Source organism: Bradyrhizobium sp. 604_D8_N2_3 (assembly GCF_051810765.1).
Classification (GTDB): domain Bacteria; phylum Pseudomonadota; class Alphaproteobacteria; order Rhizobiales; family Xanthobacteraceae; genus Bradyrhizobium; species Bradyrhizobium barranii.
In genome coordinates this window covers 310,216-334,467 of sequence record NZ_JBPWPM010000002.1, presented here as the reverse complement: position 1 = coordinate 334,467, position 24,252 = coordinate 310,216, and the positions used below count along the sequence as shown (strand labels likewise).

The 24,252-nt window shown below is 60.9% G+C and carries 19 protein-coding genes and 3 pseudogenes; 7 read left to right on the top strand and 15 right to left on the bottom strand.

Translation table 11 applies throughout. The features are described from left to right. Positions 1-549 precede the first annotated feature (549 nt). From AB7245_RS46450 to AB7245_RS46440, 3 genes and pseudogenes are all read left to right on the top strand, one after another. Positions 550-1,520 (top strand): annotated as a pseudogene (locus AB7245_RS46450) (MBL fold metallo-hydrolase). Positions 1,521-1,574: 54 nt separating this feature from the next. Continuing rightward, complete coding sequence (locus tag AB7245_RS46445) at positions 1,575-2,012, top strand: DsrE family protein (RefSeq protein ID WP_439035957.1); 438 nt, start codon at positions 1,575-1,577, stop codon at positions 2,010-2,012. Positions 2,013-2,142: 130 nt separating this feature from the next. After that, positions 2,143-2,517, top strand: coding sequence for a hypothetical protein (locus AB7245_RS46440; RefSeq protein ID WP_354100443.1), 375 nt, complete (start codon positions 2,143-2,145; stop codon positions 2,515-2,517). Between the two features lie 446 nt (positions 2,518-2,963). Here the strand turns inward: AB7245_RS46440 and AB7245_RS46435 are convergent, their stop codons facing one another. The 6 genes from AB7245_RS46435 to AB7245_RS46410 form a co-directional block, all read right to left on the bottom strand. Beyond that, the gene (locus AB7245_RS46435) at positions 2,964-3,920 is read right to left on the bottom strand and encodes an NADP-dependent oxidoreductase (RefSeq protein WP_439035992.1); all 957 of its coding nucleotides are present in this window, start codon (positions 3,918-3,920) and stop codon (positions 2,964-2,966) included. 142 nt (positions 3,921-4,062) lie between these two features. Beyond that, positions 4,063-4,497, bottom strand: coding sequence for a cupin domain-containing protein (locus AB7245_RS46430; RefSeq protein ID WP_354100441.1), 435 nt, complete (start codon positions 4,495-4,497; stop codon positions 4,063-4,065). A 41-nt stretch (positions 4,498-4,538) separates the two neighbouring features. Further along, complete coding sequence (locus tag AB7245_RS46425) at positions 4,539-5,243, bottom strand: glutathione S-transferase family protein (protein WP_354100440.1); 705 nt, start codon at positions 5,241-5,243, stop codon at positions 4,539-4,541. Between the two features lie 26 nt (positions 5,244-5,269). Further along, on the bottom strand, positions 5,270-6,508 hold the full coding sequence (locus AB7245_RS46420) for an MFS transporter (protein ID WP_354100439.1): 1,239 nt from the start codon (positions 6,506-6,508) through the stop codon (positions 5,270-5,272). An 84-nt stretch (positions 6,509-6,592) separates the two neighbouring features. Then, on the bottom strand, positions 6,593-7,234 hold the full coding sequence (locus AB7245_RS46415; RefSeq protein ID WP_439035956.1) for an HD domain-containing protein: 642 nt from the start codon (positions 7,232-7,234) through the stop codon (positions 6,593-6,595). A 57-nt stretch (positions 7,235-7,291) separates the two neighbouring features. Then, positions 7,292-8,299: an RES family NAD+ phosphorylase gene (locus AB7245_RS46410; RefSeq protein ID WP_354100437.1), complete on the bottom strand. Its 1,008-nt coding sequence runs from the start codon at positions 8,297-8,299 to the stop codon at positions 7,292-7,294. 225 nt (positions 8,300-8,524) lie between these two features. Between AB7245_RS46410 and AB7245_RS46405 the strand changes: the two genes are divergently transcribed. Continuing rightward, positions 8,525-9,928: a PLP-dependent aminotransferase family protein gene (locus AB7245_RS46405; RefSeq protein ID WP_354100436.1), complete on the top strand. Its 1,404-nt coding sequence runs from the start codon at positions 8,525-8,527 to the stop codon at positions 9,926-9,928. Between the two features lie 414 nt (positions 9,929-10,342). Here AB7245_RS46405 and AB7245_RS46400 read toward each other — a convergent pair whose 3' ends face one another. Beyond that, complete coding sequence (locus tag AB7245_RS46400) at positions 10,343-11,746, bottom strand: FAD-binding oxidoreductase (protein WP_354132597.1); 1,404 nt, start codon at positions 11,744-11,746, stop codon at positions 10,343-10,345. 743 nt (positions 11,747-12,489) lie between these two features. Between AB7245_RS46400 and AB7245_RS46395 the strand changes: the two genes are divergently transcribed. Together AB7245_RS46395 and AB7245_RS46390 are read left to right on the top strand one after the other, a co-directional pair. Next, on the top strand, positions 12,490-13,548 hold the full coding sequence (locus AB7245_RS46395) for a tripartite tricarboxylate transporter substrate binding protein (protein WP_354132596.1): 1,059 nt from the start codon (positions 12,490-12,492) through the stop codon (positions 13,546-13,548). A 317-nt stretch (positions 13,549-13,865) separates the two neighbouring features. Next, positions 13,866-14,165: a hypothetical protein gene (locus AB7245_RS46390; protein WP_439035955.1), complete on the top strand. Its 300-nt coding sequence runs from the start codon at positions 13,866-13,868 to the stop codon at positions 14,163-14,165. Between the two features lie 101 nt (positions 14,166-14,266). Here the strand turns inward: AB7245_RS46390 and AB7245_RS46385 are convergent, their stop codons facing one another. From AB7245_RS46385 to AB7245_RS46365, 5 genes and pseudogenes are all read right to left on the bottom strand, one after another. Continuing rightward, a complete protein-coding gene (locus AB7245_RS46385) occupies positions 14,267-14,644 on the bottom strand; it encodes a hypothetical protein (RefSeq protein ID WP_354100431.1) in 378 nt (125 codons plus the stop codon). A 1,316-nt stretch (positions 14,645-15,960) separates the two neighbouring features. Continuing rightward, entirely contained in the window at positions 15,961-16,332 is a 372-nt protein-coding gene (locus tag AB7245_RS46380) for a hypothetical protein (protein WP_354100430.1), read from the bottom strand. 215 nt (positions 16,333-16,547) lie between these two features. After that, positions 16,548-17,069 (bottom strand): annotated as a pseudogene (locus AB7245_RS46375) (ATP-dependent DNA ligase); the annotation flags it as partial. A 2-nt stretch (positions 17,070-17,071) separates the two neighbouring features. Beyond that, the gene (locus AB7245_RS46370; RefSeq protein WP_354100429.1) at positions 17,072-17,407 is read right to left on the bottom strand and encodes a hypothetical protein; all 336 of its coding nucleotides are present in this window, start codon (positions 17,405-17,407) and stop codon (positions 17,072-17,074) included. 810 nt (positions 17,408-18,217) lie between these two features. Then, positions 18,218-18,394, bottom strand: a complete 177-nt coding sequence (locus AB7245_RS46365) for a hypothetical protein (RefSeq protein WP_439035991.1) — start codon at positions 18,392-18,394, stop codon at positions 18,218-18,220. Positions 18,395-18,845: 451 nt separating this feature from the next. Between AB7245_RS46365 and AB7245_RS46360 the strand changes: the two genes are divergently transcribed. After that, positions 18,846-19,139 (top strand): hypothetical protein, encoded by a 294-nt coding sequence (locus tag AB7245_RS46360; protein WP_439035954.1) that lies wholly within the window; start codon positions 18,846-18,848, stop codon positions 19,137-19,139. Positions 19,140-20,233: 1,094 nt separating this feature from the next. Here AB7245_RS46360 and tnpC read toward each other — a convergent pair. From tnpC to tnpA, 3 genes and pseudogenes are all read right to left on the bottom strand, one after another. Further along, a pseudogene (gene tnpC, locus AB7245_RS46355) lies at positions 20,234-21,711 on the bottom strand (IS66 family transposase). Positions 21,712-21,833: 122 nt separating this feature from the next. Then, positions 21,834-22,190: an IS66 family insertion sequence element accessory protein TnpB gene (tnpB, locus tag AB7245_RS46350; protein WP_063980520.1), complete on the bottom strand. Its 357-nt coding sequence runs from the start codon at positions 22,188-22,190 to the stop codon at positions 21,834-21,836. Next, on the bottom strand, positions 22,187-22,618 hold the full coding sequence (gene tnpA, locus AB7245_RS46345; RefSeq protein WP_063980519.1) for an IS66-like element accessory protein TnpA: 432 nt from the start codon (positions 22,616-22,618) through the stop codon (positions 22,187-22,189). Before tnpA ends, tnpB begins: the two co-directional genes overlap by 4 nt. Between the last annotated feature and the right edge of the window lie 1,634 nt (positions 22,619-24,252).

Here is a 24,252-nt window from a genome sequence, read left to right as displayed (position 1 = left end):
GCAGTCATGGGATCTTGAACTCTGAGCTCGCCGATGTCGGAGAAATGTCAGAGCGCTGTCATAATGAAGTCGGCACACTGGATCATGCGATCTCGAAAGACCTTCGAGAAGGAGCCAACTAGAAGCGGTACGACTCAAGAGCGGCACCAGCGGGGGCTGACGGGATTGCCAAAGCTGAGTAACTCTGTCCTCAAGCAAGTCCAGGGCGGGAGTGCAATAGCAGCTCCGTGGAAACGATTCACAAGCGGACCAAGACAAATGGTGTTACGCTTCATTACGTCAGGGTCCCATGGTTCTGTGCATGCACGGCGGCCGCAAAGCCACCGAGAGTTCCTTCCGAGGACTGAGCGGCTCGGCGACGGATCTGCGTTTATCGCTCCGGATCTGCAAGTTTGAGTCGATAGCAATTAAGGCTACGAAGATTATTGCAGAAGAGATGATGGTGGCCCGACAAACGTTTTCCGCATGACCATCATTCACGTCCCAAGCATCATGCGCGACGCCGCGTTGTGGCGCTAGACCGTTTGCGGACATCCATTGGAGAGAGCCATGGTGAGCCTCAATCAGGATATCATGTCACGACGCGGATTCTGCCTGTGCTGCGTGGCGGCGACCACAGTAGCGGCCACGGGCGGCTGGCTCTCGCCGCGACAGGCTTTCGCGGAAGCGCGCAACATTGTGGACCTCATCCGTGACGACGCCGCCAAAGCGGCCATCAAAGTCCATAAGCTGCGCGACAATGTCAGCATCCTCGAGGGTTCCGGCGGCAATATAGCGATCATGACGGGCACCGACGGCAAGGTGTTCATTGACGCCGGCATCACCGCATCCCGTCCGCGCATCCTAGAGGCTGCGAACAGTTTGAGCCGCGAGCCAATTTCGCACCTGATCAACACGCACTGGCACTTCGATCACACGGACGGAAATCAATGGCTAAATGCGGAAGGGGCAGCCATCATCGCCCATGAGAACACCCACAAGCATCTGCTAGTTGCCCAGAGAGTTGCGGACTGGGATTTCAACTTCCCGTCTCCTCCGCTATCGGCCGTTCCGACCGAAACCTTCTCGTCTGAGAAAGCCCTGAAGCTCAACCGGTCCACGCTTCTCCTTAAATATTACGGTCCCGCGCACACCGATAGCGACTTATCGGTGACGATCCCCGAAGCGGACATTTTTCATTGTGGCGATACCTACTGGAACGGCATCTATCCGTTCATCGACTATTCAACCGGCGGAAACATCGACGGGATGATCAAGGCGGCCGAGGCGAATGTTGCCGCCGTAACCGACAAGACGATCGTCATCCCGGGCACGGCAACCCTGTCAGCAACAAGGTTGAACTTGCGGTCTACCGCGACATGCTTATCGCAATCCGGGACAATGTCGGCAAGCTCAAGCAGCAGGGCCGATCGCTCGATGACGCGATCGCCGCCAAGCCGACCGCGGCGTTCGATGCGATATGGGGCCAGTTCCTCATCACCCCGGCGCTCTTCACCCGACTGGTTTACGAGGGCGTCTGACGGTCCTCTCAAATGATGGCCATCACCCGTTCTTCCAGTGAAAGGAGTATGGATATGTCTGCCTCCGAGAAGCCGCTTCACATCGATATTGCGGTGACGCTCAAGGACGTGAAGACAGTGTATAGCATCGGCGCGCTAACGTTCGAAGGCGATCTGCCGGCTTCCATTTTCCACCTTCAGCTGATCACCAACGACATCGCCCACGCGAAGGCCGAATCGGAGGTTATCGCCGTCTTTCACACGAATGCCGGCCACGTGACGCTGCACGACATCGCCTACAACGCCGATCGAAACATCGGGACCGGCAATCCCTATAAGGACCTTGTGGCAGACCTGATGAAGCGCAGTGTGCGCATCGAGCTATGCGGAGCGACCGCGAAGGCTCACAACTGGGGCAATGCCGATCTGCTCCCCGGCATCAAAGTCAACACGGATGCCATGGCGAGGACGACGCAGCTCGTTCAGCAGGGATTCGTGAAGATTACGGAATAAGCGCAAGAGCGCGTGTTGTTTGCCTAAGGCGAGTCTTTTCGACCTCCAACAGGGAAACTCTAATGGCCGATGCTAGGGCGAAGGCACGTTCTAGCCCCATACACGCCATCTCCGGCTAGAGGAGAACGACATGAATGTTCGTACCACTTTCACCTGGGCCGCCCTCGCGTTGGTCGCCGGATCCGCCTTGGCACCAAACGGTCAGGCCGAAACGGTCACGCCTAAAGTCGCGGAAGCGGTTCCGCTCGCCGTCGAGGAGGTTTCGGAGATAAGAATTCCGGATAGCAGATTGTCGCGCGATGCAGCTCAGGTCATTCGCGATAACGAAAACGATTTGCTGTTTCAGCACTCCATGCGCGTTTACTATTGGGCTGCCTTGGCAGGCAAGCGCAAGGGTCTTCACTGCCGCGCAGCGGAGCGCTGTCGAGACAGTTTATCCGCGTCCGCCACAATTCGCGGAAGGCTTCCTGCAGGCCCTTTACGACAGCCTCAAGCACCGTCCTGAAACCACCCAAGGCACCGGTTTGGCCGATGTAATGGCCTACAAGGACCCTGGTTTCCGTCGCAGGGACTTCAGCAATCTGATGCGGAAGTCGCGCTGGGCTGTCGGGCAATAGGCGAAGCGATCCCTCAGTGGTCCGGTTCTCCCACATGGAGAGCTTTCAGTTCGAAGAGGCTTCGGAGTTTCACAAGAAGATCTTGAAGCCGAAACCAGACTGTTGTCGTCGACGTCGAATGAGGTACGTCCCTCCGCCTAGCTTGGCGATTGAGTGCGATGATGTGCTCGGCGTTGGGTCGACGGGCTGAAACCTGCGTTGACGACGGCATCAGCGATGGGTGATTACAAGCAGAGCCCACAAGCCAAAGCGTTCTCAGCAATTGATCCCGGTCCCCGCGGGAGCCGGCGGCCCTCCACACCTGCTTGCCGCGACGCTCATCGTTAGCCCGAATTCAAGCGGGCGCGGTGACTTCGCCCGTGGCCTCTACGTTGAGAACGATCTTTCCTTTCGGCGGTGATCGTCGGCCTTCTAGCATCATGTGCGCGTCTCGCGCATCGGCGAGAGGCAGAACTACACCGACGCGGGTTTTCAGTTCGCCGCGGTCAATGAGATCGGCGATTGTGCGCAGCCGCTCGGTGGTCACTTCCACCAAGAAGAAGGCTGCGGTGACCCCGCGGGACTTTGCGCGGTCTTGATCGGGCTGGGACACGGCGGAGATTAGCTTGCCGCCCGGGCGAAGAACCTGAAAAGAACGCATTTGCGTTTCGCCCCCGACGAGATCCAGTACCGCGTCCGCGTCCTTCACCTTTTCCTCGAAGCGTTGCGTATGATAGTCCAATACTTCGTCGGCACCGAGGGAACGCACGTACTCGACGTCCTTCGCCCCAGCCGTTGCGATTGAACGAAGCCGAGCGCGACGAGCGAGCTGAACCGCGTAGGCTCCAACGTTTCCCGCAGCTCCATGAATGACCACCGTCTGCCCGGCTTCGAGGCGAGCGTGGTCGAACAGACCTTGCCACGCCGTGACCGCAACGACGGGAACGGAAGCAGCTTCGGCATAGCTCAGCGAGAGTGGTTTCTGCGCGAGCATCGCAGCAGAGGCCACCGCGTATTGTGCGTAAGCACCAAGGAACTGAGTGTTGGTCACTCCGAAAACCTGATCTCCGACAGCCAGGTCCGAAATGCCCGATCCCACAGCCGCGACCGTTCCGGACAGATCGGAGCCGAGCGTGAGAGGAAGAGGCTGCGGCAACGCGCTCTTGCCGGCCCTGATCCAGCCGTCCCAGGGACCGACGCCTGCTGCGTGAACATCGACAAGAACTTCGCCCGGACCAGGATCTGGCCTTGGGACCCGTTCAAATATCATCACGTCCGGCGGGCCGAACTCGTGCACGCGCCAGGCTCTCATCGTGGAGGGAGCAGGGCTCTGTGCCGCGTTGCCGACAAGGGTACTTGTCATCCTGGTCTCCTTATTGCCATCAATCTTTAGGTTCGGCTATTCGCCCAGTTGCAGTCCCGGACTCCACGGGCGATGGGATCGGCTCAGGGCACTATCGTGCGTCTGAATTCGGGTCTGGTATGGTCAGTGGCTGGTCCTCAGCATCGACGACGAAGACCGCCAGAAGACTCGCAGGGTCGGTCTCGCTGGCGTTTTCGCTCACCCGGTGATGCGCTCCAGGTTCTTCGTGGAAGCTCTCGCCCGCTTGGTAGACTTTGGCGGGCTCGGTGCCCACGACGCTTCGAATGGCGCCCGTAAGCACGTACGCGTAGATGAAGGCGGATTTTGCGTGATGGTGAGGCAGGGATTTCCCGCCGGGTGGATAGTTCACAACGACAGCGACCAATTTCTTTCCCGGAATGTTTGGGATCGCGTGCTGGAAAACCGGTTTTACCGTCTCAGGCTCGTGCGCATATCCAGCCGGCGCTCCTGCCAACGTCAAGCCAAGTACAGTGCAGAACAGTGCGATTTTCGACGAAGCTGGCATTTTCGTATCCTCTTGTCCAAGAAGTTTGAACTCTCACTTGTTTACGGTCTTCGTGGAATAGTCAGCCCGCATTGCACAGCGGGACGTGCCAGGCCGCGTTCGAGCCGGGCTGGCACTTCCCGAAAACGGTCGAATTCGACGAGTTCGCGCGCCTCATAGAAGCCGATCAGGTTGCGCACCGAGCCAAGCATCGAAATGTCCGCGATGGTATATTCATCGTCCATGATCCACTGCCGTCCGGCCAGACGCGCTTCCATCACGCCAAGCAGGCGTTTTGACTCAGCGACGTAACGCTGAAGTGGCCGCTTGTCCTCATGCTCACGGCCGGCGAATTTGTTGAAGAAGCCGACTTGGCCGAACATGGGCCCGATCCCGCCCATCTGGAAATGCACCCACTGGATGGTCTGATAACGGCGGGCCGCATCGACCGGCAAGAACTTGCCGGTCTTCTCCGCGAGGTATTGCAGGATCGCACCGGATTCGAACAAGGGCAACGCCTCGCTGCCCGGACCGTTGGGGGCCAGGATCGCCGGGATCTTGCCGTTAGGACTCAACGAGAGGAATTCCGGCGTGCGCTGGTCGTTCTGGTTGAAGTCGACCAGATGCGCCTCGTACGGCAGCCCGATCTCCTCCAACATCATCGACACCTTGACGCCGTTGGGCGTCGGCAATGAATAAAGTTGCAAGCGGTTCGGGTGTTTGGCGGGCCAGCGTTGTGTGATGAGGAAGGCAGAAAGATCTTTCATCTCTCAACTCGTTCTTTCGAAGTGCTTCACCACCGGCGCAGCGGCCGGCCTTCGGCCGCGTCGCCCTGCCGACCGCCATCCTCGCGGACGGCACCAACCTCGACCTGACGTCCCGCTGTGCTGGCCAGCACCGTCAGCAGCGCGGCCAGGCTGAACCCCGCGGCCACCCAGCCGAGCCGCCCCACTGGGCCATCAGCGATGACCAGCGCGCCCACCGCCGCGCCCATGGCGCTGCCGAGATAGATAGCCGACGAATTCAGGGAGAGGCTGACCGCGGCCAGAGTTGGAGCCAGCGCGACCAGCCGCGCCTGCTGCGCCGTAATCAAGCCCCAGCTGGACAAGCCCCAAAGCAGGATAGCCGGTAGCAGGGCCAGTAACGCGTGCGCCGGGCCAAGCGCGGCGCCTAGCGATAGGACAAGGTACGCCAAAAGGGTGAGCCCACAACCAACGATCACGGTGTAGCGCGCGCCCCAGTAGTCCGCGGCGGTGCCGCCGAGCTGGGTGCCAACGGCACTGGCGACCCCGAATCCGAGTAGCACCAGCGCCAGCTCCTGCGGCCCAATCCCAGCGACGCCGGCAAGGAAGACACTTAGATATGTGTAGACCGTGAATGTGCCGGCTACCGTCAGCACGCTGGTCGCTAGGACCGCCAGTATATCGGGGCGCCTGGTTAGTGCCAGGCGCTCGCCCAGACTCGCGGTGGTACCGGGCACTTGTCTCGGCATTCCGAAAAGGATCCCGACGAGCGAGAGCGCCGCCAGCCCGCCCACGGCGAGAAAGGTGGCGCGCCAGCCGAACCTCTGGCCAACCAGCACCCCGAGCGGCACGCCGGCGACGATTGCCAACGACAGGCCGTTGGTCACCATGGACAAAGCGCGGCCCCGCCGTTGCAGCCCGCCCGATGCGGCTGCATAACCGCTGGCCGCAGGCATAAAACTCGCGGCGGCGAAGGCCAATAGGAGCCGAGCCGCCAACAGCCCGGCGTAGTTCGGCGCGAGCGCTGCGAGTAGATTGGCAATGCTGAAGCCGGCAATCGCGAGGGCCAGCAGGCGGCGCCGCTCCAGCCTGGCTGTCAGCACTGCCATGACGGGAGCCCCGACGGCGTAAGCGAGGGAAAAGGCGGTGACTAGTTGGCCGGCGGCGGACAAGCCGACGTTTAGGTCTCGCGCGAGGGCAGGCAACAGCCCGGCGATCATGAAACCCTCGGTGCCAATCGAAAAGGCGCCGAGAGTTAACCACAGGAGGGAGCTAAGCGAGTTAGACATCGATGCCATACCAAAAAGAGCGGTACTGATGAGTTATGTGGTTTCCGCAACCGCCGTTTCAGGCAGACGAATGCGCACGACGGCTCAGCTATGCCAGGGAGTATTGCGGATGCGAGTGCACGCGTTCGGTTTGTGAAACGTGGGATCGTGATCTTTGATGTAATCGAAATTGACGGTACTGAACGTCGTCAAAGGCTTCTTTAAAGCGGAGCAAGTCTGAACTTGAATGAAATCATTTTTGAAATTATCACCGCGCGGAAATGCAGCGATCACTTGGTCGCGTTGCTCTGGCGTGTACTCATCATATCCAATCCCGACGACATCCACTAGAACCCCCGCGTTTGTGAGCGCGATTTCGGGCCGCATATATTGGGGGATACCGGGCGTGGTATGTAGGGCGATGGCTTCCCAAACCAGATCCGCATTCGGCTCGGGGATGCCGTGGCTTCGGAGAAATTCGCGCGCTGCGTCGGCGCCATCAACTTCAAATCGCTTTATGTCGGTATGATAAGCGTCGACAAGCCCTAAGTCGTGAAAAAGCGCTGCGACATAGAGCAGTTCAGAATCGAATTTGAGATTTTGGCGGACCCCCTTCATTGCGCCGAACGCAAACACTCGAACGGAGTGATTGAACAGCATCTCCGTTTCCTGTTGTCGCACCAGCTCAGTGGCCTCCCGAGCGATCTTGCTATCGGGGATCTTGATGCCAGAAAAAACGTCAGTCATTGTCGAACTCCTATTTCCTTGTTTGCGATCTGCGCTGCCGCGCGCGCTTCTGCCCGCCTAAAAATCGATGCTATCCCTTTTCCGACGATGCCGTTTCACCGTGAATTCCTCCGTGGCGAATTCGACGCGCTTTATGCGATGCACCTCGATGCTTTCGGACACGATGCGGAGACTTGTGTCGCGCCGATCGGCATCCCGCGGGTCAAGAGGTATTGAGGCGAAGTCTGGCGATCCCGGCTCTTGCGCGTTCTGATCAACCTTGTGTAACGGTGGCACTTTCTCAAGCACCTCGTAATCTTCCTGCCAACCATCCTCGGCCCAGCGGCCCGTACTCACGCCGATCTCCGTTCCCTCGGGAACGTTCATGGCTTCGACACGGGCAGCCTTGTGAAAAAGGACGACGTTGAGAGCGTCTCCGGCGGTCTGCACCGACGGGAAAATAATGCCATCAATCGGCACCGAAGCTTCCGTCGCGAGAAAGTCGGCGATGGTCTGCGTTGCGAGGTATTCAAACGGTTCGTCATCGGGCATTGCCGGCCGCGTGATACGCTCACTCAGCGACCGCAGGAACACGGCGTCCTCCGTCCTCCCGGCTAACCCGAAATCCAGAAGGCTTCCGGTGACGCGGATGTCGCTGAGGGCGGTCAAATCGAGCAGTCGAAGCTTTCTGATGATCTCGAATTGGGCTACCACGACCTGACTACCAACAGGCGGGCGGACCTCGGCAATAGCCGCTTTCTGATTGTTTGCGGCGTAGAAAACCGAGATACCACGCGCGTTCATGGGACCGGCCGCCGTCAGGGGTGCTGGTGGCGAGCCGAGATGGATGTCCGGCCTGCCGAGGGCAGTTTCGAGTTTGTCGTCAGATCGAAAGACCCGAGCGCGATAGAGGGTATGAAAATCCGTTCCGGGACCCGCGTCCACCACGAGTGGACGGCCGTCGCGCGTTTGCAACTCGCCAACACCACCGAAGATTGATGTGAGATGATTTGCTGCCGTCCGACTGAAAAAGCGCGCCTCGGTTTTGAGTGAATTTTCGAAGCTGCGCCAATCCATGCGTGTCATCTGCGTTTTCCTTTGGGAACCTCGCCAGGCGGCGCCTTCGATCTGCGCAACCGGAGCACCAACCGCGACAAGCCGTGCGGGTGCCGCCTGCGCGGTTGGGCTTTTTGTCGTCTGCTGCTGCGAGACCCGATCTATCGCTCTGGCCGTTGTTCAAGACGAATAGATGCGCTGCGCCCGGTCAAAAAAAAGTACCAAGATTGCCAACTTTGACTGTATCATCGCGCGATGGCTGCGTTTCCCATTCAACTCGATCGTGCCAGAAGGATTTCGCTGGCTGCCCAGATTTATTCGGCGATCCGAGAGGGCATCGAGAACGGGCGGCTCGCCTCGGGCGCGCGGTTGCCCTCTTGGCAAGATCTGGCCGCTCAGCTGGGCGTCTCCCGCGGCACCGTGCGTGTGGCCTACCAACGTCTCATCGCGGAGCAATTCGCGGTTGGTCTCGGGCCAGCAGGGACCCGTGTGGCCGAGCGGCAGCCCCGATCCTCAACGCACGACCGTTCGCCGGAAGCCCCGCTTCTGCCAGACCTCTTCTACGAGTTCGGAACCGCGCCGCTGGCATTTCAGATGGGCGTACCTTCGCAAGATGCCTTCCCGTTCAAGCTGTGGTCACGCCTCCTCACCCGCGAGACCCGGTGGGCCGCGGAGGCGCCGGTGACGTATCCGGATCCGCGTGGCGATCCGGAGCTGCGAAAGGAGGTGGCGGCTTACTTGGGGCTGGCCCGCGGCATTCGGTGCAGTGCCTCTCAGGTGCTCGTCACGGGCGGGTTCTCCGGGGCGCTCGGTCTGGCGACCCGAGGGCTTCAGCTTGGAAGGATGGGAGCCTGGATCGAGGATCCAGGCTTTCCGCTCACTCGCACCGCGCTCGGCTTGGCTGGCATGGCTGTGACAGCTGTCCCGGTTGATGCGGAAGGACTGGATGTCGCCGCTGGTGTCCAGAACGCCGCCGGAGCGGCACTGGCAGTCGTGACACCAGGCCAGCAGGCGCCGCTCGGGATGACGATGTCTCTGCCGCGGCGGTTTGCATTGCTCGCCTGGGCTCGGCAAAGCGACGCCTGGATCATCGAGGACGATTACCTGAGCGAACTGCAGCTGAACGGTCGGGCGGCGCCGGCTCTTGCATCGCTCGATCATGGGGGACGGGTGCTGCACATCGGCAGTTTTAGCAAAACGATCAGCCCGGCGCTGCGCTTGGGTTTCATGGTCGTGCCGCCGGAACTGGGTCGTAGATTCGGTGAGCTCGCTGCTTGCTTGGCGCCTGCGCCAGCCGCGGCTGTGCAGCGCGCTGTGGCGAAATTTCTGCGGGAAGGGCACTATCTTCGCCATCTGCGTCGCATGAAGCGGCTTTACGCCGCCCGACGGGAGGCCCTGCTTCGTTGCCTCGGAGAGATGGCGTTAGACTCGATAAAGGTAAAAGCCACCGCCGGTCTGGCAGTTGTGCTCTCGCTTCCCGAGTATGCGTCAGACGTGGACATCGCTTCACGCGCTCTACAACTCGGCATGGCGCCGGCTCCGCTGTCGCCGTGGTACATGCGGCCTTCCAGGCGGCAGGGGCTGCTGCTCGGCGTGACAAATCTCAATGAACGACGACTGAAGGCGGACTGTCGTCGGCTCTTGGAATTGGGGCGATAGCACTGTGGACGCGACGCATGCTTGCCAAGAGTTCCGCGAAGAACCCATTGCGTCGTACTCCGACATTTGAACAGAGCTCTATGAGCCCGCGTCCTCACCAAGCATTCGTGACGCCGGCATAGGCGTATTATCGCGTGTGGTCTTGAGTGACTTCAACGGCTGCCGTTGTGTCTTCATCGCCGATCCTCGCCATCAAAGGCCTGTACGCAACACGCCTCGAGGCGGCGATGTTCGAATTGCGACTGCGCCGCTGCGGCTAAAACTTTCGTTACCGAAGGCGGATCGGCCTCGTCCATGGGATTGGCGGCGGCAGCCGGGATATCTGCGCGCCTGGGCCAGGCCGAGACATCGGTGGCCCCTGACATTATCCACGAATTGATAACGTCCGGCCCGGCCCGGTCGGCCATTGTCTAATCAGGCGGCCGGTATCACGTTGTGATTGAGCCGGAACATGTTGGCCGGGTCGTAGGTCTTCTTGATGGACGCCAAGCGCTCGTAGCGCTCCGGGCCGTAAATCGCCGCGGCGTCGGCCGCCTCATCCGGCGCGAGGTTGTTCACCACCCGCCGGTCGCCCTGCCAGGGCTTCATGCCGTCGAGCAGCTCCGCGACCGACCTCTTGAGTTGCTGCTCCTGCGACAGCGGACCGGCCGAGACGCCCAGCAGGCTGTACGGCAGGCCCCGGGTCGCTACGGCGTTGGGTACCGCCGGCTCCCGGTCCCACGCCCCGCCCAAGGCACGCAGCTCGGCGATCACCAGGGTGGTCTCCGCGTCCGGACCGACGAGTTCGATCAGCTTGTCCTGCGCCTGCGCGGGGAACTCTCGCAGCATGATGCCCCGTTCGTAGTATGGCACCGGTTCGGTCGGCTCGCTGTGGATCGACGCTACCTCGGCGTACGGCATGTCCCGCACCGTGTCTAGGACTGCCGGAGCTACCGCCCGCAGCGGCTCTACCATCCGCTCGCCGTCCGCGGTCGTGCCGTTGTAGGCGATCCGCACCGCCACCAGAAACTTCCCGCGGAAGGGCTCAGGCACTCCGGGCATCGATGGCATCCGCATCACGGCGATCGACGTGACCATGGTCTCCGGGGTGCTCGGGTGCCAGTTGGTCCAGACTCGCAGGACATCGGCCGTCCGCTCACCGGTGAAGTAGATGCCGCCGCCGTAGAGGCGGGACACCGGGAACAGGTCGAATTCCAAGGCAGTGACCACTGCGAAGTTGCCCTTGCCGCCGCGAAGCGCCCAGAACAGGTCGGGTTCGGATTCCGCGTTGACGTGCCGCAGTTCTCCGTTCGCGGTGACCACGTCGAGCGAGCGCACGTGGTCGGCGGCGTAGCCTTGGGAGCGGCCGAGGGTCGGGCTGAGGCCGCCGCCCAGAGTGTAGCCGGAGACTCCCACGGTGGGGTTCGACCCGTTCAGCGGGGCCAGCCCGGCCTTGGCCGCCTTCGCGATGACCTCGGACCATAGCACTCCGGCGCCGACCCGGGCCGTGCGGCCCGCCGCGTCGATCGTTATGTCGTTCATTCGATGGGTCGCAATCGCGACGGCGCCGTGCGCCTGGCCGACCATCTGGTGGCCGGTTGTCTTCACAAGGACCGGCCGGCGCTGCCCGGCCGCGAAAGCAACGGCGGCCTGAACATCGGCCGCGCTCTCCGGCACCACGATCACCGCGGGCACCAGCTCGTGATTCAAGTTCCAGACGGCGCGTTCATGGTCGTATCCCGCGTCGTTCGGCAGTAGAACCGAACCCGCGACCGTGGCCAGGAGGCGCGCCGCATCCTCTGGCGATACCGGCGGCAGCGACCTATCGTTGAAAGGCATTACATACATCCTATTACTGGCGCCATCCCCGGAGCCAAGACATCTCGGACGGATCCGAAAAGCCTCCGCCTTTCGCGATGACGGCTGCAGCGGGTGAGAACAGGGCGGGCACCAAAAGACGCGCTTCCCACGTGTCGATGGCTGGTAGGTGTGGCCGGCTCTGCTCATGAAACAGAACCAAGATTGGCGGGAATGATCGTACCATTGCGCCATGGCCGCTCTGCCCATCTATCTCGACCGCGCCGCAAGGACGCCGCTGGCGACGCAGATCTACCGGGCGGTCCGGGACGCCATCGACGGGGCCGGCTAACCACCACAAGCTGATGACCGATGCGTCAGACACCGATGATGTCGCGCGCTACAACCAGGAGCGCAACGCCATCCTGCTGTCGAGCGCTTCAAGCAATGGGCAACCGTCAAGGGCGTGGTTTTTCACGACGAGCTGCAGGCCGAGAACACGATGCACAAGCGCATCACCGCTGTGCGGTCGCTGCCGATGGAGCTTCGACGCAAGTCGAAGCAGTGGCTGGAGGAGCGGGGCCTCAAGGCGCGGGATTCTGAAAGCGGACATCGGGGCCGGCGGTGAGGCATTAGGATGAAACCGGCATTTGGAAGGTGATCTTGGGAATCTGTTCCAATTTTTTCAAGCTTGTCGCCAAGCTTTGAGATTTTTGGCCCGCCGTGCGGGACTAGGATCCGACGTCGCTTCTTGAGGCGACGAGGTGTGTTGACCTGAAGCTTGGTTGGCCGCGGGCGACCTTGAAGCCCGGTTAAACGCCCGCCTTCAAGTATCGGCTAAAAAACAAAAAGGAGAGGAAACGATGCGCGTACTGAGGACGATCCTTGCAGCAGCCGTCGGCGTAATCGTGGGCGCGACTGTCGTCGCTGCACAGGATGGTGCCGCGAGCTATCCCAATCGACCGATCAAGATCATTGTTCCGTTCGCCGCTGGAGGGACGACAGACGTCCTTGCCCGAATCGTCGGGCAGGCGCTGACCGCTAAGTGGGGGCAGCCCGTTATCATCGAGAACCGTGCTGGAGCTGGTGCTACTATCGGCGCTGACATGGTCGCGAAATCACCTCCCGATGGCTACACATTGTTGATGGGCGCCACCCATCATAGCATCGCGCAAAGTGCTTACTCCAGAGTGCCTTATGACTTCGGGCGCGACTTCTCGCCGGTAACGGTCATTGCTCTTGTGCCCAACATGGTTGTCGTCAACGCCAAGGTGCCGGCGAGGACCATCGAAGAATTCATCACCCTGGCAAAACAGAAGCCCGGCAGCTTGAACTACGGCACTGCTGGCGCCGGCACCGCGCATCACCTCATCGGCGAAATGTTCAAGTTGAAGACTGGGACGGATATCGTTCACGTACCTTATCGCGGAAGCGCGCCCGCACTGGCCGATTTGATGGGGGGGCAGGTGCAGGTCATGTTTGATACCGTCACGTCCGGTTTACCGCAGGTCAGGGACGGCATGACGCGGGCGCTCGCTGTCACGACGGCGCGGCGTTCGTCGGCACTGCCCGACGTGCCCACGCTCGCCGAGGGTCCTATACCTGGATTTGATGTCGGGACTTGGTTCGGCTTATTGGCGCCCGCAGATACGGCCCCCTCCATCGTCGAGAAACTGAATCATCAGGTGGTCGAGATCGTCAACTCGCCGGAGGCGAGAGCACGCATGCTAGAACTCGGGGCCGAACCGGTCGGAAATTCCTCTGTCGAAATGGCCGCTCAGATCAGGAAGGAGATTGAGACGTTCGGCGCCTTGACCAAACAACTTCAATTGGTGGTGGATTGAGCCAAGGGCTTTTTCTTTCCGATTAATGTCCGAGCTTGCTCTCCGCATCATGGGAGTCGGTGGAGCGCGATGCTAGAGGAGCATAAACTGGATATCGAGGCCGCGCCCGTGGGCTTTGAGGAAGCCTCGAGGCTCGGCGGGACCTCACCGCACTCAGCGCTGCGCCGCTGTAGCTCCTCGGCAATGTCCTCCGATGCATCGCGCGACCAGCCCTCGCTGGTGTTGAAGCTGACGATGCGGATCGGGCTGCTGTACTGCCCCTCCATCAGGCGGTTGGCGACGTCCGGCGGCTCACCCCTGCAGCAGAAAGGATAACCATGGCTAACAATCCCAACACAAACAAACTTCGCCGCGAGTTCGAGCGCGAGGAGGCGTGGTGGAATGCGCCGACGGAAGAACAGAAGCAAGCGCAGCGGGAGATCATGACCGAGCACGCGAGGAATAAGGACAAGAGTGCAGCCTGGGAGGCTCTGCCAAAGGAGGACAGGGACACCGGGCACAGGGTTAACGATGCGCTGTCGAAAGTGGAGTCGGCACACAACCGCGCTATTCAAGCTGCGAAAAGTGCGCTGGAGCAGGCGGAGCGGCGGGCAAAGAGCCTTACTGGGATCAAGTAGGTGGCTTGGAAGAGTGTAGTTGCGCGATCTGGCCGACATCGCGCAGGTCTATCTTAGCAGCCGGTGGCGGCGAGGTGCGGTCCCTGCGGCAGTTGTTTAAGTCAATGCTGCCGGAAATGTATTCGACGTTGCTGGAGTGATGCCGCAAACGATCCGGGGCGCGGGGTGGCTATGAGGTCAGTCGAAACCGATCGATACAGCCTGTGAGCCCGACTGCGCCAAGCATCCCGTTCCTTCCGCACGTCTGACAATTCGTTGCGGAGCAGCTTGATAATTTGGCGCTGAGTGTCGATCTGCGCCTGTAGCAGAGCCATTTCTGCCCGTTCCCAGCCCGCAGCGTCTTGCCCCACTGACTCGCCGGAGGCATGTCCCTCGGCCGCTCCAAAGGCGTACACGCGGTGCAGCAGCAACTCGGCGGTGTCGATCTGGCCGATGTTCAAATCGCGGGATACTGGGGCAGCTTTCTTCAGCCTCAACATGGTGGACCTCGTTTTAGGTCACCCCCATTGCAACCTCCCAGATTCGGCTTAACCATTCGTTAACCCTGGACCAGCGGCAGCGGCGCATCTTTGATCCTTAGGTCAATGTATCGTCTGGTGTGCGCCGACCGTTCCGACGAGGCGTGGGCGTGGTTTCGCCAGCGAGATTTCTACGTGATGCCTCGATAGCGCGGCCAGGCCGCCCATCGCTCAGCTGCATCGGCGATCTCGTCGGGCGAATTGATTGCAATCGCGCGAGCAGCCTGACTTTCTGCTGTCAGACTTGCTTGGCGGTGCCGCCGAGCCGCTCCGCGATCTGCGCGTCAGTCTTCCCGGGCAGCCAAGCGCCTCAATAATCGCTTCTCACGCGGACTAAGCAGGTCGCGCATCGGACTCTCGCTGATAACCACGCGCATTTTGCAGCGCCGTACTTGATCAGCGCGCGACAGCCTCAAGCGTCCGAGAGGCGGGGCCGACGCTGGGGCCGCGAGCGGGCCCAGCGCACCGACGCGAGCATGTCCCTCATCCCTCTGTTCTGTTCACTTGTATACCAAAGGCGTCCCGCCCTAAGTCTATTCTCATCCGGCGAGGGCCGCCGTGAACGAGCGAATGTTCATCGTGCTAATTATCTTGGTGGGCATGACTACACCGGCATTGATCATCCTTGCACTGCTCTATCGGTGACGCAGCGCGCAACGGCCCCACGCGTCTCCGGGGGCTTTTGTGACAAGGAGGCCGGGGACGCTGGGGCCGCGAGCGCGCGGCTTGTCCAGCGCACCGACGCCATCCTCCGCTTTCGGCGCGCTCGCGCGCTAACAAATGATACGTCGCCACATTAAATTCCCGGGTAGCCCGCCTCCAACACATCTTCAGTAGGAACGCGGGCCCTCGAGCCGCATTGGCATCGCGCTTCGGGCCAGCATCACAACGTTTGCTCGAAGTGCGGCTCCAGCTAGCAGCAGGGACCGTAGGCTGGGGCCGCCCTTTCAGCAGGTGGACGTCATGACCGTCCCGACACTTCGGAAGCAGAGCTGTCTTACACCATCGGATTTCGCAAGCGAAGCAATGTCGAGGTTTAACGACCGAAGTGCCCGACGGCCAACCATGCGCTTGCAGTCATCGCAACCGTCGAACAGTCCGTGGGCAAGCTCGACTTCATCAGGTCGCCGCAGGAAGGCGAGATAGGCATCGAAATGATTAGAGTGTTGGCAAAACAAGAAGCCGAGAAATGTCTCAGACACCCGTTTGAGGCGTCTATCGTCGGTGCGCGGGCACACGCTCTGACGACAGCACTTGGTTGCGGGTGCCGCTGGTGATCAGCGCCTCGATCTCGCGGCCTTCTTTTTTGCTGATGTTTTCGAGGTCTTCTTAGCGACCTTCTTTGATTTCCTGGGCGCAGTGTTCTTGGCCGACTTCTTTGCGGACTTCTTGGCAGATTTCTTTTTGGTGGCTTTTTTGACTGCTTTCTTCTTCGCGGCAGCGTTGGCGACTGTTGTCGCCACCTTCTTGACTGACTTGGGGATGCGTCTAGCCGCCGCCTTTTTTGCTTTGTCCGCCACCGTTTTCACGGCGGTCTCGGCCAGCACTCCGGCCGCGTTGGCAGCAAGGTCGGTCATCTGGTCGATGATCGGCCTCTGCTCAGAAGAGTTTTTGGCCTGACCTTGAGGCGGTTGCTTTTCGGTGTCCATGGGGCGTCCTCCAGAATCACTATATTAGCTCAATTCCCTTCAGTTAGCGCTCCGTATCTGGGACGCTCCCTTCGTTCTACGGTCGCTCGCTTGCCCATCGGGTTTCCCCGAGCCCCACACAAGGGGCGGCTCGACCAAGGACTCACCTCAGCGCGCTTCAGGCAGGGGCGCGCTAAGGCTTTTCCCGGTCACTGTCGCGCACCTTCGACACCACGCACGCCTTCGAGCCCGACCTTGCAGGGGTGCGTGAACATCTCGCGGCCGTCGATCTCAAAGCTTTCACTGAACTGGACGTCGCTGCCAGTGATGATCTTCTTCAGCGCGGTCTTACGCTGGAGCAGAGGGACTTTCCGCAGGTCCTTGCCATTGAGACAGGTCAAAGGCAACGAAGACGATCAGGTGCCCTTTAGCTCGTTCTGCAAGACGGAGAAATCGGTGCTGCCATCCGCGGCCGGAACTACGATTTCGCCATCGATGATGGCCGAGCTCGCCTTGATGTGCCAGGCGTCGTCGGCGACCTTCTTGAAGCGTTTGGTCCAGTCCTGCCCACGACGGGTGAATATGGCGACGGCTTCGTTGGCGAGATGCACCTGTACGATAGCCGTCGAACTTGATCTCGTAAATCCAGCGTTCGCCCGACGGCACGCGGTCGATCGAGGATGCCAGGGCGGCTCGATGAAGCCGGGGAAGGGCGCCTTGACGCCTACTGCTTCCGGCTTCTTTCGTTGAAACGCCACGGTTACACCACGCGCAAGCTGTACTGCCGGCTGTTCTGGGCAGCGTAGCGATCGACGAATTCCTGAAGGAGCGAGGGGACGTCGCTCAGTTGCAGGTTACAGCGGTGCTGGATCTTGAGCGCGGCGTATTCGGAGACGTCTTCAGACCAGCGCTCTGCCGTGTTGAAGGCGATGACCTTGATAGGCCTGCGATACTCGCCTGCGAGCAGGTCCTGAATGACAGTTTCGAGGTCTGCCATTTCCAGATCGGCTTCGCGCCAGGCGCTGCCTGCGCGTCCGAAATCATCCGCCACCAGATACACGGTCGGCTCATCGGCCGGCACGATGGAAGGAGCCATCCGGACTGACGCATACGCAACTCCATGCAACAGAACCCGGATTCAATTTGATTTGAGCGGTCTCGTTCCAGCAACGGGAACTGCTCGTTGAGCCGCGCCTGGTCGCAAAGAGCGCAATTCAAAGCTGGCCATCTGCCTGGACCGGAGCCATCGACTCGGTGCGGCTAGACGCTAGGCAGACGCAAGCGACACCTTTTCCACACCCACGACGCGCACACTCATTGTTGCAGGTCGCAAAAAACGGCCGCGGCACAACCCGCCGGAGCCGTTGGAGGCCTCGACGGTAATGGGGGGCCGCCAAGGCATACTAGGCTCTAGGAAGATTCGGCAGTGGGGTCTGTATGCCTTTGGACATAAGCGGCGCCATTGGTCGCAGTCTCGGAGTGACCGACGCGCCGTAGCCCGCGACGACTACGAGCCAGACCAGCGACCCGATGTAGAGGCGGTCGCGGGGATGGTAAGAACGTCGCGCTGCCGATTGGCTGTTAGTTCGACATAGATCAAGTCGTGGCGGTTCGAACTCGTCCAGCACAGCGCCGTCTTGATCGTGGACTATCACTTTGCGACCTGTATCGCTCACGAGCTTCCGACCGAGCGACAGCGCCGTCTCAACGTCCGGCAGATCGAGCGAGATCAAGGAGTTCGTTCGGGGACCGGTCCCGATGATCGCGATATTTGCCTTGCTGTTAGACATAGCCGCTCCCTTGGGTTTGACGGAAGCGCTACGCGCAATCTCACACCGATGTCTGCCACGGTCCGCTCGGTGATGACGGTCAACTGCCGGCCACCCATTGAGTTGCTATCCGAACGTCAAGTTTTGCTTACCGTGCAGCTATATGTTCGATCTGGAAGCGGAGTTTGACGATCAAGACAGGGCCGATCTCGCCGCGTACTTCGATTGCCAGGTTTCGCACTTCGGATCCGGGCAAAACATCCCATAGCAAGGGACGCCTCCGCTTTGACCTCGTCGAAGGTTTCGAACTCTATTCCGACGTCATCGGCAATGAAGTTCTGATTATCTCTGGTGTCGAAATACTACCGCGGCATTTTTGACGAACGATGGTGGGCTGGTCTATTCCTACGAAAGCGGCCCTCTTCAAAATGAGGCCACAACGCCCGGACACAGACCAGACCGCCAGGACGGACGGCGACAAGGCGCAAAGGCATTCGGCGCGCCGCAGGGTGGTTCCAGCCCCCACTGCGGCCATCCGGGACAGCTATTGGCTGGTATTTAAATCGCGCCGGTGTTCTCACAGTTTAGCGGCGGAGTATGGCCGCTCAGGAACCAGCGACCTCAGACACTGTTACGGCTTTGCCGGCTCGCCGCCGAGCTGGCGGAGCGGCCTCGACCTATCCCCGCAATCACCCCTGCAGTCGGGGCCGACTCTCCGCCTTTGGCACGCCATAAGGTAAAAACGATCAATAGGTTTTCATCTACGTGAACACCGCCAAGCAGGTCGGTGACGTCGAGCATCTCAAGGTTTTCGCGACCGAAGACGCTGCCAAGGATTGGCTCGATGAGAACGATCCCGAGGGGGTAGCGTTCGAGTACGACGTGATAGGCCCCCGGCGCGTGTGGGGCCATCTTCCCGCCCAGAGAAAGCCGCCAACTGAGGCGGCCTTACAGGCGCGGCGCCAGGTAGTCGAGAAACGTGAAAAAACCGTAGAGGGCGAGAGCGGTTACAGCCACGAAAGCGACAATCATCGTCGCCCATTCGCGTTTGGAAAATAGATCGAAGTCGAACATAAGGAGCCCTTGCCGACGAGCTAGCGCCGAGAATGTATAGCCGTTTCCTACCGAGGCGGCCTCACGCTATCTCATCCTCCCAAACTTGCCTGTGGCACCTCCGACATTCAAACACCCGGACGTTTTGTTTCTTGCGGGGATCGAATGCCGAAAACGCAACAGCCAACTCTCCATGGCAATGGGGGCATGAAGGATGCGGGCCTCGCTCTTGCGGTTCGGGAGGAGCTTCTTTGCCTGCCTCTGTCATCGTTGGTCCGCACGTTCCCGTTCATGCGCGCGTGCGCGGAACCAGTCTAGGATACTCCCGGCCGCCGATCCAATTACGGATTAGCTGGCACAGGATCAATTCAAGGCGCATATTCGGCGCGTGGGAAGAGAGGACCAGAGGCGCTGCAAGTGCGGTGCGGTTTATCGCCGTACCGAACGCATGGCCTGCGAGCGAGAGTTCAGTAGTTTCGAGTGCGCCGTCTGCGGCGAGACAATTGAAAAATGGCATTCTGCTCTAGTCCCAAGCTACCGCCTGATAATCGACCTATCAGAGAACCAAATGACCCATCATCCCAAACGCCCTAGACCTCCAACTTCCTAAGTCCACATCGGGGTCGTGAGCTGCTGCCGGTCGCGCTTCCTGTGCAATCGGCCTTTCACACCCACGACAGGCAGTAGCTCGCGCTCGTGCACCGGATCGAATCAAAGGTGCAATCCGATGATAAACCGGATGGCAAGGAAGGCGCCGCCGACGACAATAGCCGTCGCACCGATCGCCAGCACCACTCTCCAGGTCTCGTCCAATCGGCGCCTCGCACAAAAAACGGCCCCAGCATCGGGGCCCGGGGCATGATGATGCTGGGGCCTCCGGACAGGCTCTGGTCTTGGGACAGAGACCGTCGCGGAACACAAGCCGGGCTCCGTCCGGACGTTCCCAGTCCAAGTCTTAATCTCTGTTGCTGTGGCTGAATCGGCACATCGGATCACTCCTTTTGCACACCCACGAATCGCCAGCAGCCCGCGCATTCGGAGCCTCTACGATTGGGCGCGATGTTCCCAGGCAAAATGCGTCATCAAGGTAAGCGTCGTTATCAGGCCACGGCTTTGAGGAACTGAGTGCGGTAGGCCCAAGGCAATAGCTGGTCGATGTCGCGGTTCGGATGACCACTGACGATCCTGGTCAGGACGTCGGTGAGATAGGCAAGCGGATCGACGTCGTTGAGCTTGCAGGTCTCGACCAGGGACGCGACGACCGCCAGTGTTCGGCACCACCGTCGGATCCGGCAAACAGCGCGTTCTTGCGACTGAGCTTGATGCCGCGGATCGATCGTTCGACCGTATTGTTGTCGAGCTCGATGCGACCGTCATCGATGAAGCGCGTCAGCCCCTGCCAGCGCGAGAGAGCGTAGCGGATGGCGGCGGCGAGCTTGATCTTCTGGCTGATGAGAGCCAGCTTGGCGCGTAGCCAAGCCTCGAAGGCATCGGCCAGCGGTCGGCTTTTCTGCTGACGCACGAGACGGCGCTCCTCCGGGCTGCGGCCGCGGATCTCCTTCTCGATCGCGTAGAATGCGGCAATGTGCTTCAGCGCCTCGCTTGCGATCGGCGCGGGGCCCGCCGTCGCGAGTTCGTAGAAGTTGCGCCGCATGTGCACCCAGCAGAAGGCGAGCTCGACCTCGCCGCGCTCGGCAAGCTTTGGATAGGCGGTGTAGCCATCGACCTGCAGGACGCCCTTGTAGCCGGCAAGATGGCTGAACAACCGCTCGGCCTTGCGGTCGGGTGCATAGACATAGGCGATGCCGGGCGGATCGAGGCCGCCCCAGGGCCTGTCGTCGGCGGCATAGGCCCAGAGCTGGCCGGTCTTGGTGCGCCCTCGACCGGGATCGAGCACCGGCACCGTCGTCTCGTCGGCGAACAGCTTGGACCTCGCTCGAAGCATCGTGAGAAGGCGCTCATGCAGCGAGCGCAGGTGGAAGGCGGCATGCCCAACCCAGTCCGCCAGCGTCGATCGATCGAGAGCGATGCCCTGGCGGGCATAGATCTGGGCCTGCCGGTAGAGCGGCAGATGATCGGCATATTTGGACACCAGAACCTGGGCGACCGTGGCCTCGGTCGGCAGGCCGCCCTCGATCAGCCGGGCCGGAGCCTCGGCCTGCACGACACCATCCTCGCAGGCACGACAGGCGTATTTGGGACGCCGGGTAACGACAACGCGGAACTGCGCCGGCACCATGTCCAGCCGCTCGCTCTTGTCTTCACCGATCCGATGCAGTTCGCCCTGGCAGCAGGGGCAGGTCTTGTCGTCGATGTCGACGACGACCTCGATCCGCGGCAGATGCGCCGGCAGTGCCCCGCGGTTGACGCGGCGCTTGCGCGCCCGTTCCGCCCGACCTTCCGGGGCGGTCTCGTCCTGACCGGCCTCGGCAGAGGCCGCGACCTGCTCGACGTCCTCGAGGCCCAGCAGCATCTGTTCCTCAGGAAGCGACTCCGCCCTCCGGCCAAAGCGATGACGCTGCAATTCCTTGATGATCTGGCGCAGCCGCTCGCTCTCGTGCCGCTCGGCAAGCAGCATCGCCTTCAGCGTCTCGGGATCATCAGGAAGGTTATCGCTCACGGGCAAATCAGAGCATATTCGCGCCCGCCTGACGACGTACTCGATGCCTCTGATTCACTTCGCCGCAGCGCGGCCCACAATTATCCGGCTTGCGTCGGGACGACCGTCTCCCGTGCCGCGTGGACACGCCGCCAATCGAGCCCTTCGAGCAGCGCCGACAATTCTGCCGCTGACAAACGCATCACGCCATCCTCGATCTTCGGCCAGCGGAAGACGCCTTCCTCGAGCCGCTTGGCGAACAGGCACAAACCCGTACCATCCCAGAAGATCAGCTTGATCCGGTCCGCGCGCTTGGCACGGAAGACATAAACAGCACCCGAGAACGGATCGGCCTTCATGTGCTCGCGTACCAACATAGCAAGCCCTTCCATTCCCTTGCGGAAGTCGACTGGCTTGGTTGCCACCATCACCCGGACAGTGCCGGACGGGCCGATCACCGGCTTGCCTTCAACGCATGGACGATGGCCGCAATCATCGCCACGTCCGCGCCTTGGCCGACCCGGATAGTGACGCCTTCGGCTTCGATCTCGATGCCCCCAACATCCGGCTTGGCCTTCCGTCGCGCTGTCTTGCGCTCACGGCCCGCAACCGCGACCGGCGCCATGGCGTCTACCACCGCAGGTACAAACTGCGGATCGTTAGCCATCGGCGCCGGCTGCCGGCGCGCTTGCCGGCGCCAAGTGAACACTTGTTGTGGGGTCAGCCCGTGTCGCCGGGCAATCTCGGAAACGACCGCGCCTGGTACCAGCGTCTCCTCGACAATCCGGGCCTTGTCGTCCTTGGAGAACCAACGACGTCGTCCCGTCTCCGTGATCACTTCCAGCCGGCGCGCCGTTACATCCGACTTAAGCGTATGGTCAAACATAGACACAAACCGATCCCTTCAAAGAGATCGTGAAACTCGCCTATCCCATCTGCCCCGAAAAGGTGGGAGCGGAACGACGCTTACTCATCAAGCATGTGACTTGGCTTCCAGTCACGAACTAGCGACCGCACGCGCCAACGATGACACGAAAATTTTGAAGGGGCCGAAGGACTACCCTGACAGTCTTCGGGGTGCGGTCCTATGACTGTCGTACGTATGTCGGCTGGGTTTTGCAGCGGTGCTGGTGGCTACGCTGAGCAAAGAAAACGCCATTGTGTTGAGCGGTCGAGGCATTACCAGGGAAGGTTAGCGATCGCGTCGGCAGCGCACGTTAGAAGCGCAATCCAGCCGAACAACACACACCAAGACCAAACCGCAAGATATGTGCTATGGCCCCGCGTAGCACGGCTCACAGCGATAGAATCATCCATACCACCCCCAAAGCGCTGAAGATCGACAGCACGACAAAGCCGAACCGATATGAATGTTCCGCCCAACCCACAAGCATCCCCTGCTTATGCAACCTGTGGTGACGCTATATCGTGCTTGGTTGTGTGCGAAAAGAAAGCGACATTGACCTAAGCGCACTTTTCGGCGCACTGAGGCCCGCTCGCAACACCCACGACCGGCAGTAGCTCGCGCCGACGGCCGGCCCCTTAAAAGACCGGGCCAACCTCTGCTAAGCCGAACTGAGTGCCCCCCTTCGAGCAATCATTGTTCTCACTCCAGTCCGTTAACGTTATCTGGCACCGGGTTCGAGCCTACCCCCGGCCGCGGAGCCCGCGTCGCAGGCGGCCTCGCCCATGCGCAACATGTCGGCGAGGTCGCTTGCGCTGGTCTTAGCGAAGGAGTCGGTCTTCGGTCCTGCAACCGTCCAGGCAGGGCTGACGCAAAGGCCCTGGCCGTGCCCTCTCGGCTGGGGCCTCTGGCGTCGCCCCGCGGGAATCGAAAGCTTCACGCCCGCCCGCCCGCCGGATAAGACCGGGAAAATACACCTTGGCGCTTGATGCGGTCGTAAGAGAATGTGCAGCCGTGAGCGCGGGCGAACACTTGGGCCCCTGCAATTGCGATCGCACCCCTTCCGCCGAATGCGTGTTCAACGTACCGGCTGTGAATGATCACTTGCTGGTCCGCCCCGATTTCATCCAGGACGCCCGCCAGCCGGAGCAAGAAATCTTCACGCGTCTCCATGAGCGAAAATATGCAACGGGGAGGCGCTGAATTCCAGCCGGGATGCGCCCCCAGCGTGCACTTCGCAAGCGTCAGAGACGTGTGGCACGGCCATTGCACAATTCAAGCTAACTGGGATTTCAGAGCTCAGTTTGAGAATGAGACGCTGCCGGGACATGTATTTCGAGCCCGGCAGCGTTTTATTTCGAGACTAGTGGGACAGCCGCCAACTTGCACCGGCCCTGGGCGGTCGAGACCTCGCTCGATGGTCGGGCGGATTGATAGCCGGCGGCGTTGCACTGTCGGCCCGGTAGGCGCGCGCGCTCGGTCTGTCGCTGCAAGCGGTGACAGCAATTATTCTCGTTCTGCGCCGCGCATGGCGCCAAGGCCTCGGATCATTCCGCAATGGCGCGCGCACTGGAACTGATGACGGGCACGAGATCGCCGCGGCCTGAACTGTTACG

Bases quoted from the DNA above. Each gene is read 5' to 3' on its own strand.
- AB7245_RS46445 (WP_439035957.1), top strand. From the start codon at position 1,575: ATGTCTGCCTCCGAGAAGCCGCTTCACATCGATATTGCGGTGACGCTC.
- AB7245_RS46440 (WP_354100443.1), top strand. From the start codon at position 2,143: ATGAATGTTCGTACCACTTTCACCTGGGCCGCCCTCGCGTTGGTCGCC.
- AB7245_RS46435 (WP_439035992.1), bottom strand. From the start codon at position 3,920: ATGAGAGCCTGGCGCGTGCACGAGTTCGGCCCGCCGGACGTGATGATA.
- AB7245_RS46430 (WP_354100441.1), bottom strand. From the start codon at position 4,497: ATGCCAGCTTCGTCGAAAATCGCACTGTTCTGCACTGTACTTGGCTTG.
- AB7245_RS46425 (WP_354100440.1), bottom strand. From the start codon at position 5,243: ATGAAAGATCTTTCTGCCTTCCTCATCACACAACGCTGGCCCGCCAAA.
- AB7245_RS46420 (WP_354100439.1), bottom strand. From the start codon at position 6,508: ATGTCTAACTCGCTTAGCTCCCTCCTGTGGTTAACTCTCGGCGCCTTT.
- AB7245_RS46415 (WP_439035956.1), bottom strand. From the start codon at position 7,234: ATGACTGACGTTTTTTCTGGCATCAAGATCCCCGATAGCAAGATCGCT.
- AB7245_RS46410 (WP_354100437.1), bottom strand. From the start codon at position 8,299: ATGACACGCATGGATTGGCGCAGCTTCGAAAATTCACTCAAAACCGAG.
- AB7245_RS46405 (WP_354100436.1), top strand. From the start codon at position 8,525: ATGGCTGCGTTTCCCATTCAACTCGATCGTGCCAGAAGGATTTCGCTG.
- AB7245_RS46400 (WP_354132597.1), bottom strand. From the start codon at position 11,746: ATGCCTTTCAACGATAGGTCGCTGCCGCCGGTATCGCCAGAGGATGCG.
- AB7245_RS46390 (WP_439035955.1), top strand. From the start codon at position 13,866: ATGGCTAACAATCCCAACACAAACAAACTTCGCCGCGAGTTCGAGCGC.
- AB7245_RS46385 (WP_354100431.1), bottom strand. From the start codon at position 14,644: ATGTTGAGGCTGAAGAAAGCTGCCCCAGTATCCCGCGATTTGAACATC.
- AB7245_RS46380 (WP_354100430.1), bottom strand. From the start codon at position 16,332: ATGGACACCGAAAAGCAACCGCCTCAAGGTCAGGCCAAAAACTCTTCT.
- AB7245_RS46370 (WP_354100429.1), bottom strand. From the start codon at position 17,407: ATGGCTCCTTCCATCGTGCCGGCCGATGAGCCGACCGTGTATCTGGTG.
- tnpA (WP_063980519.1), bottom strand. From the start codon at position 22,618: ATGTTTGACCATACGCTTAAGTCGGATGTAACGGCGCGCCGGCTGGAA.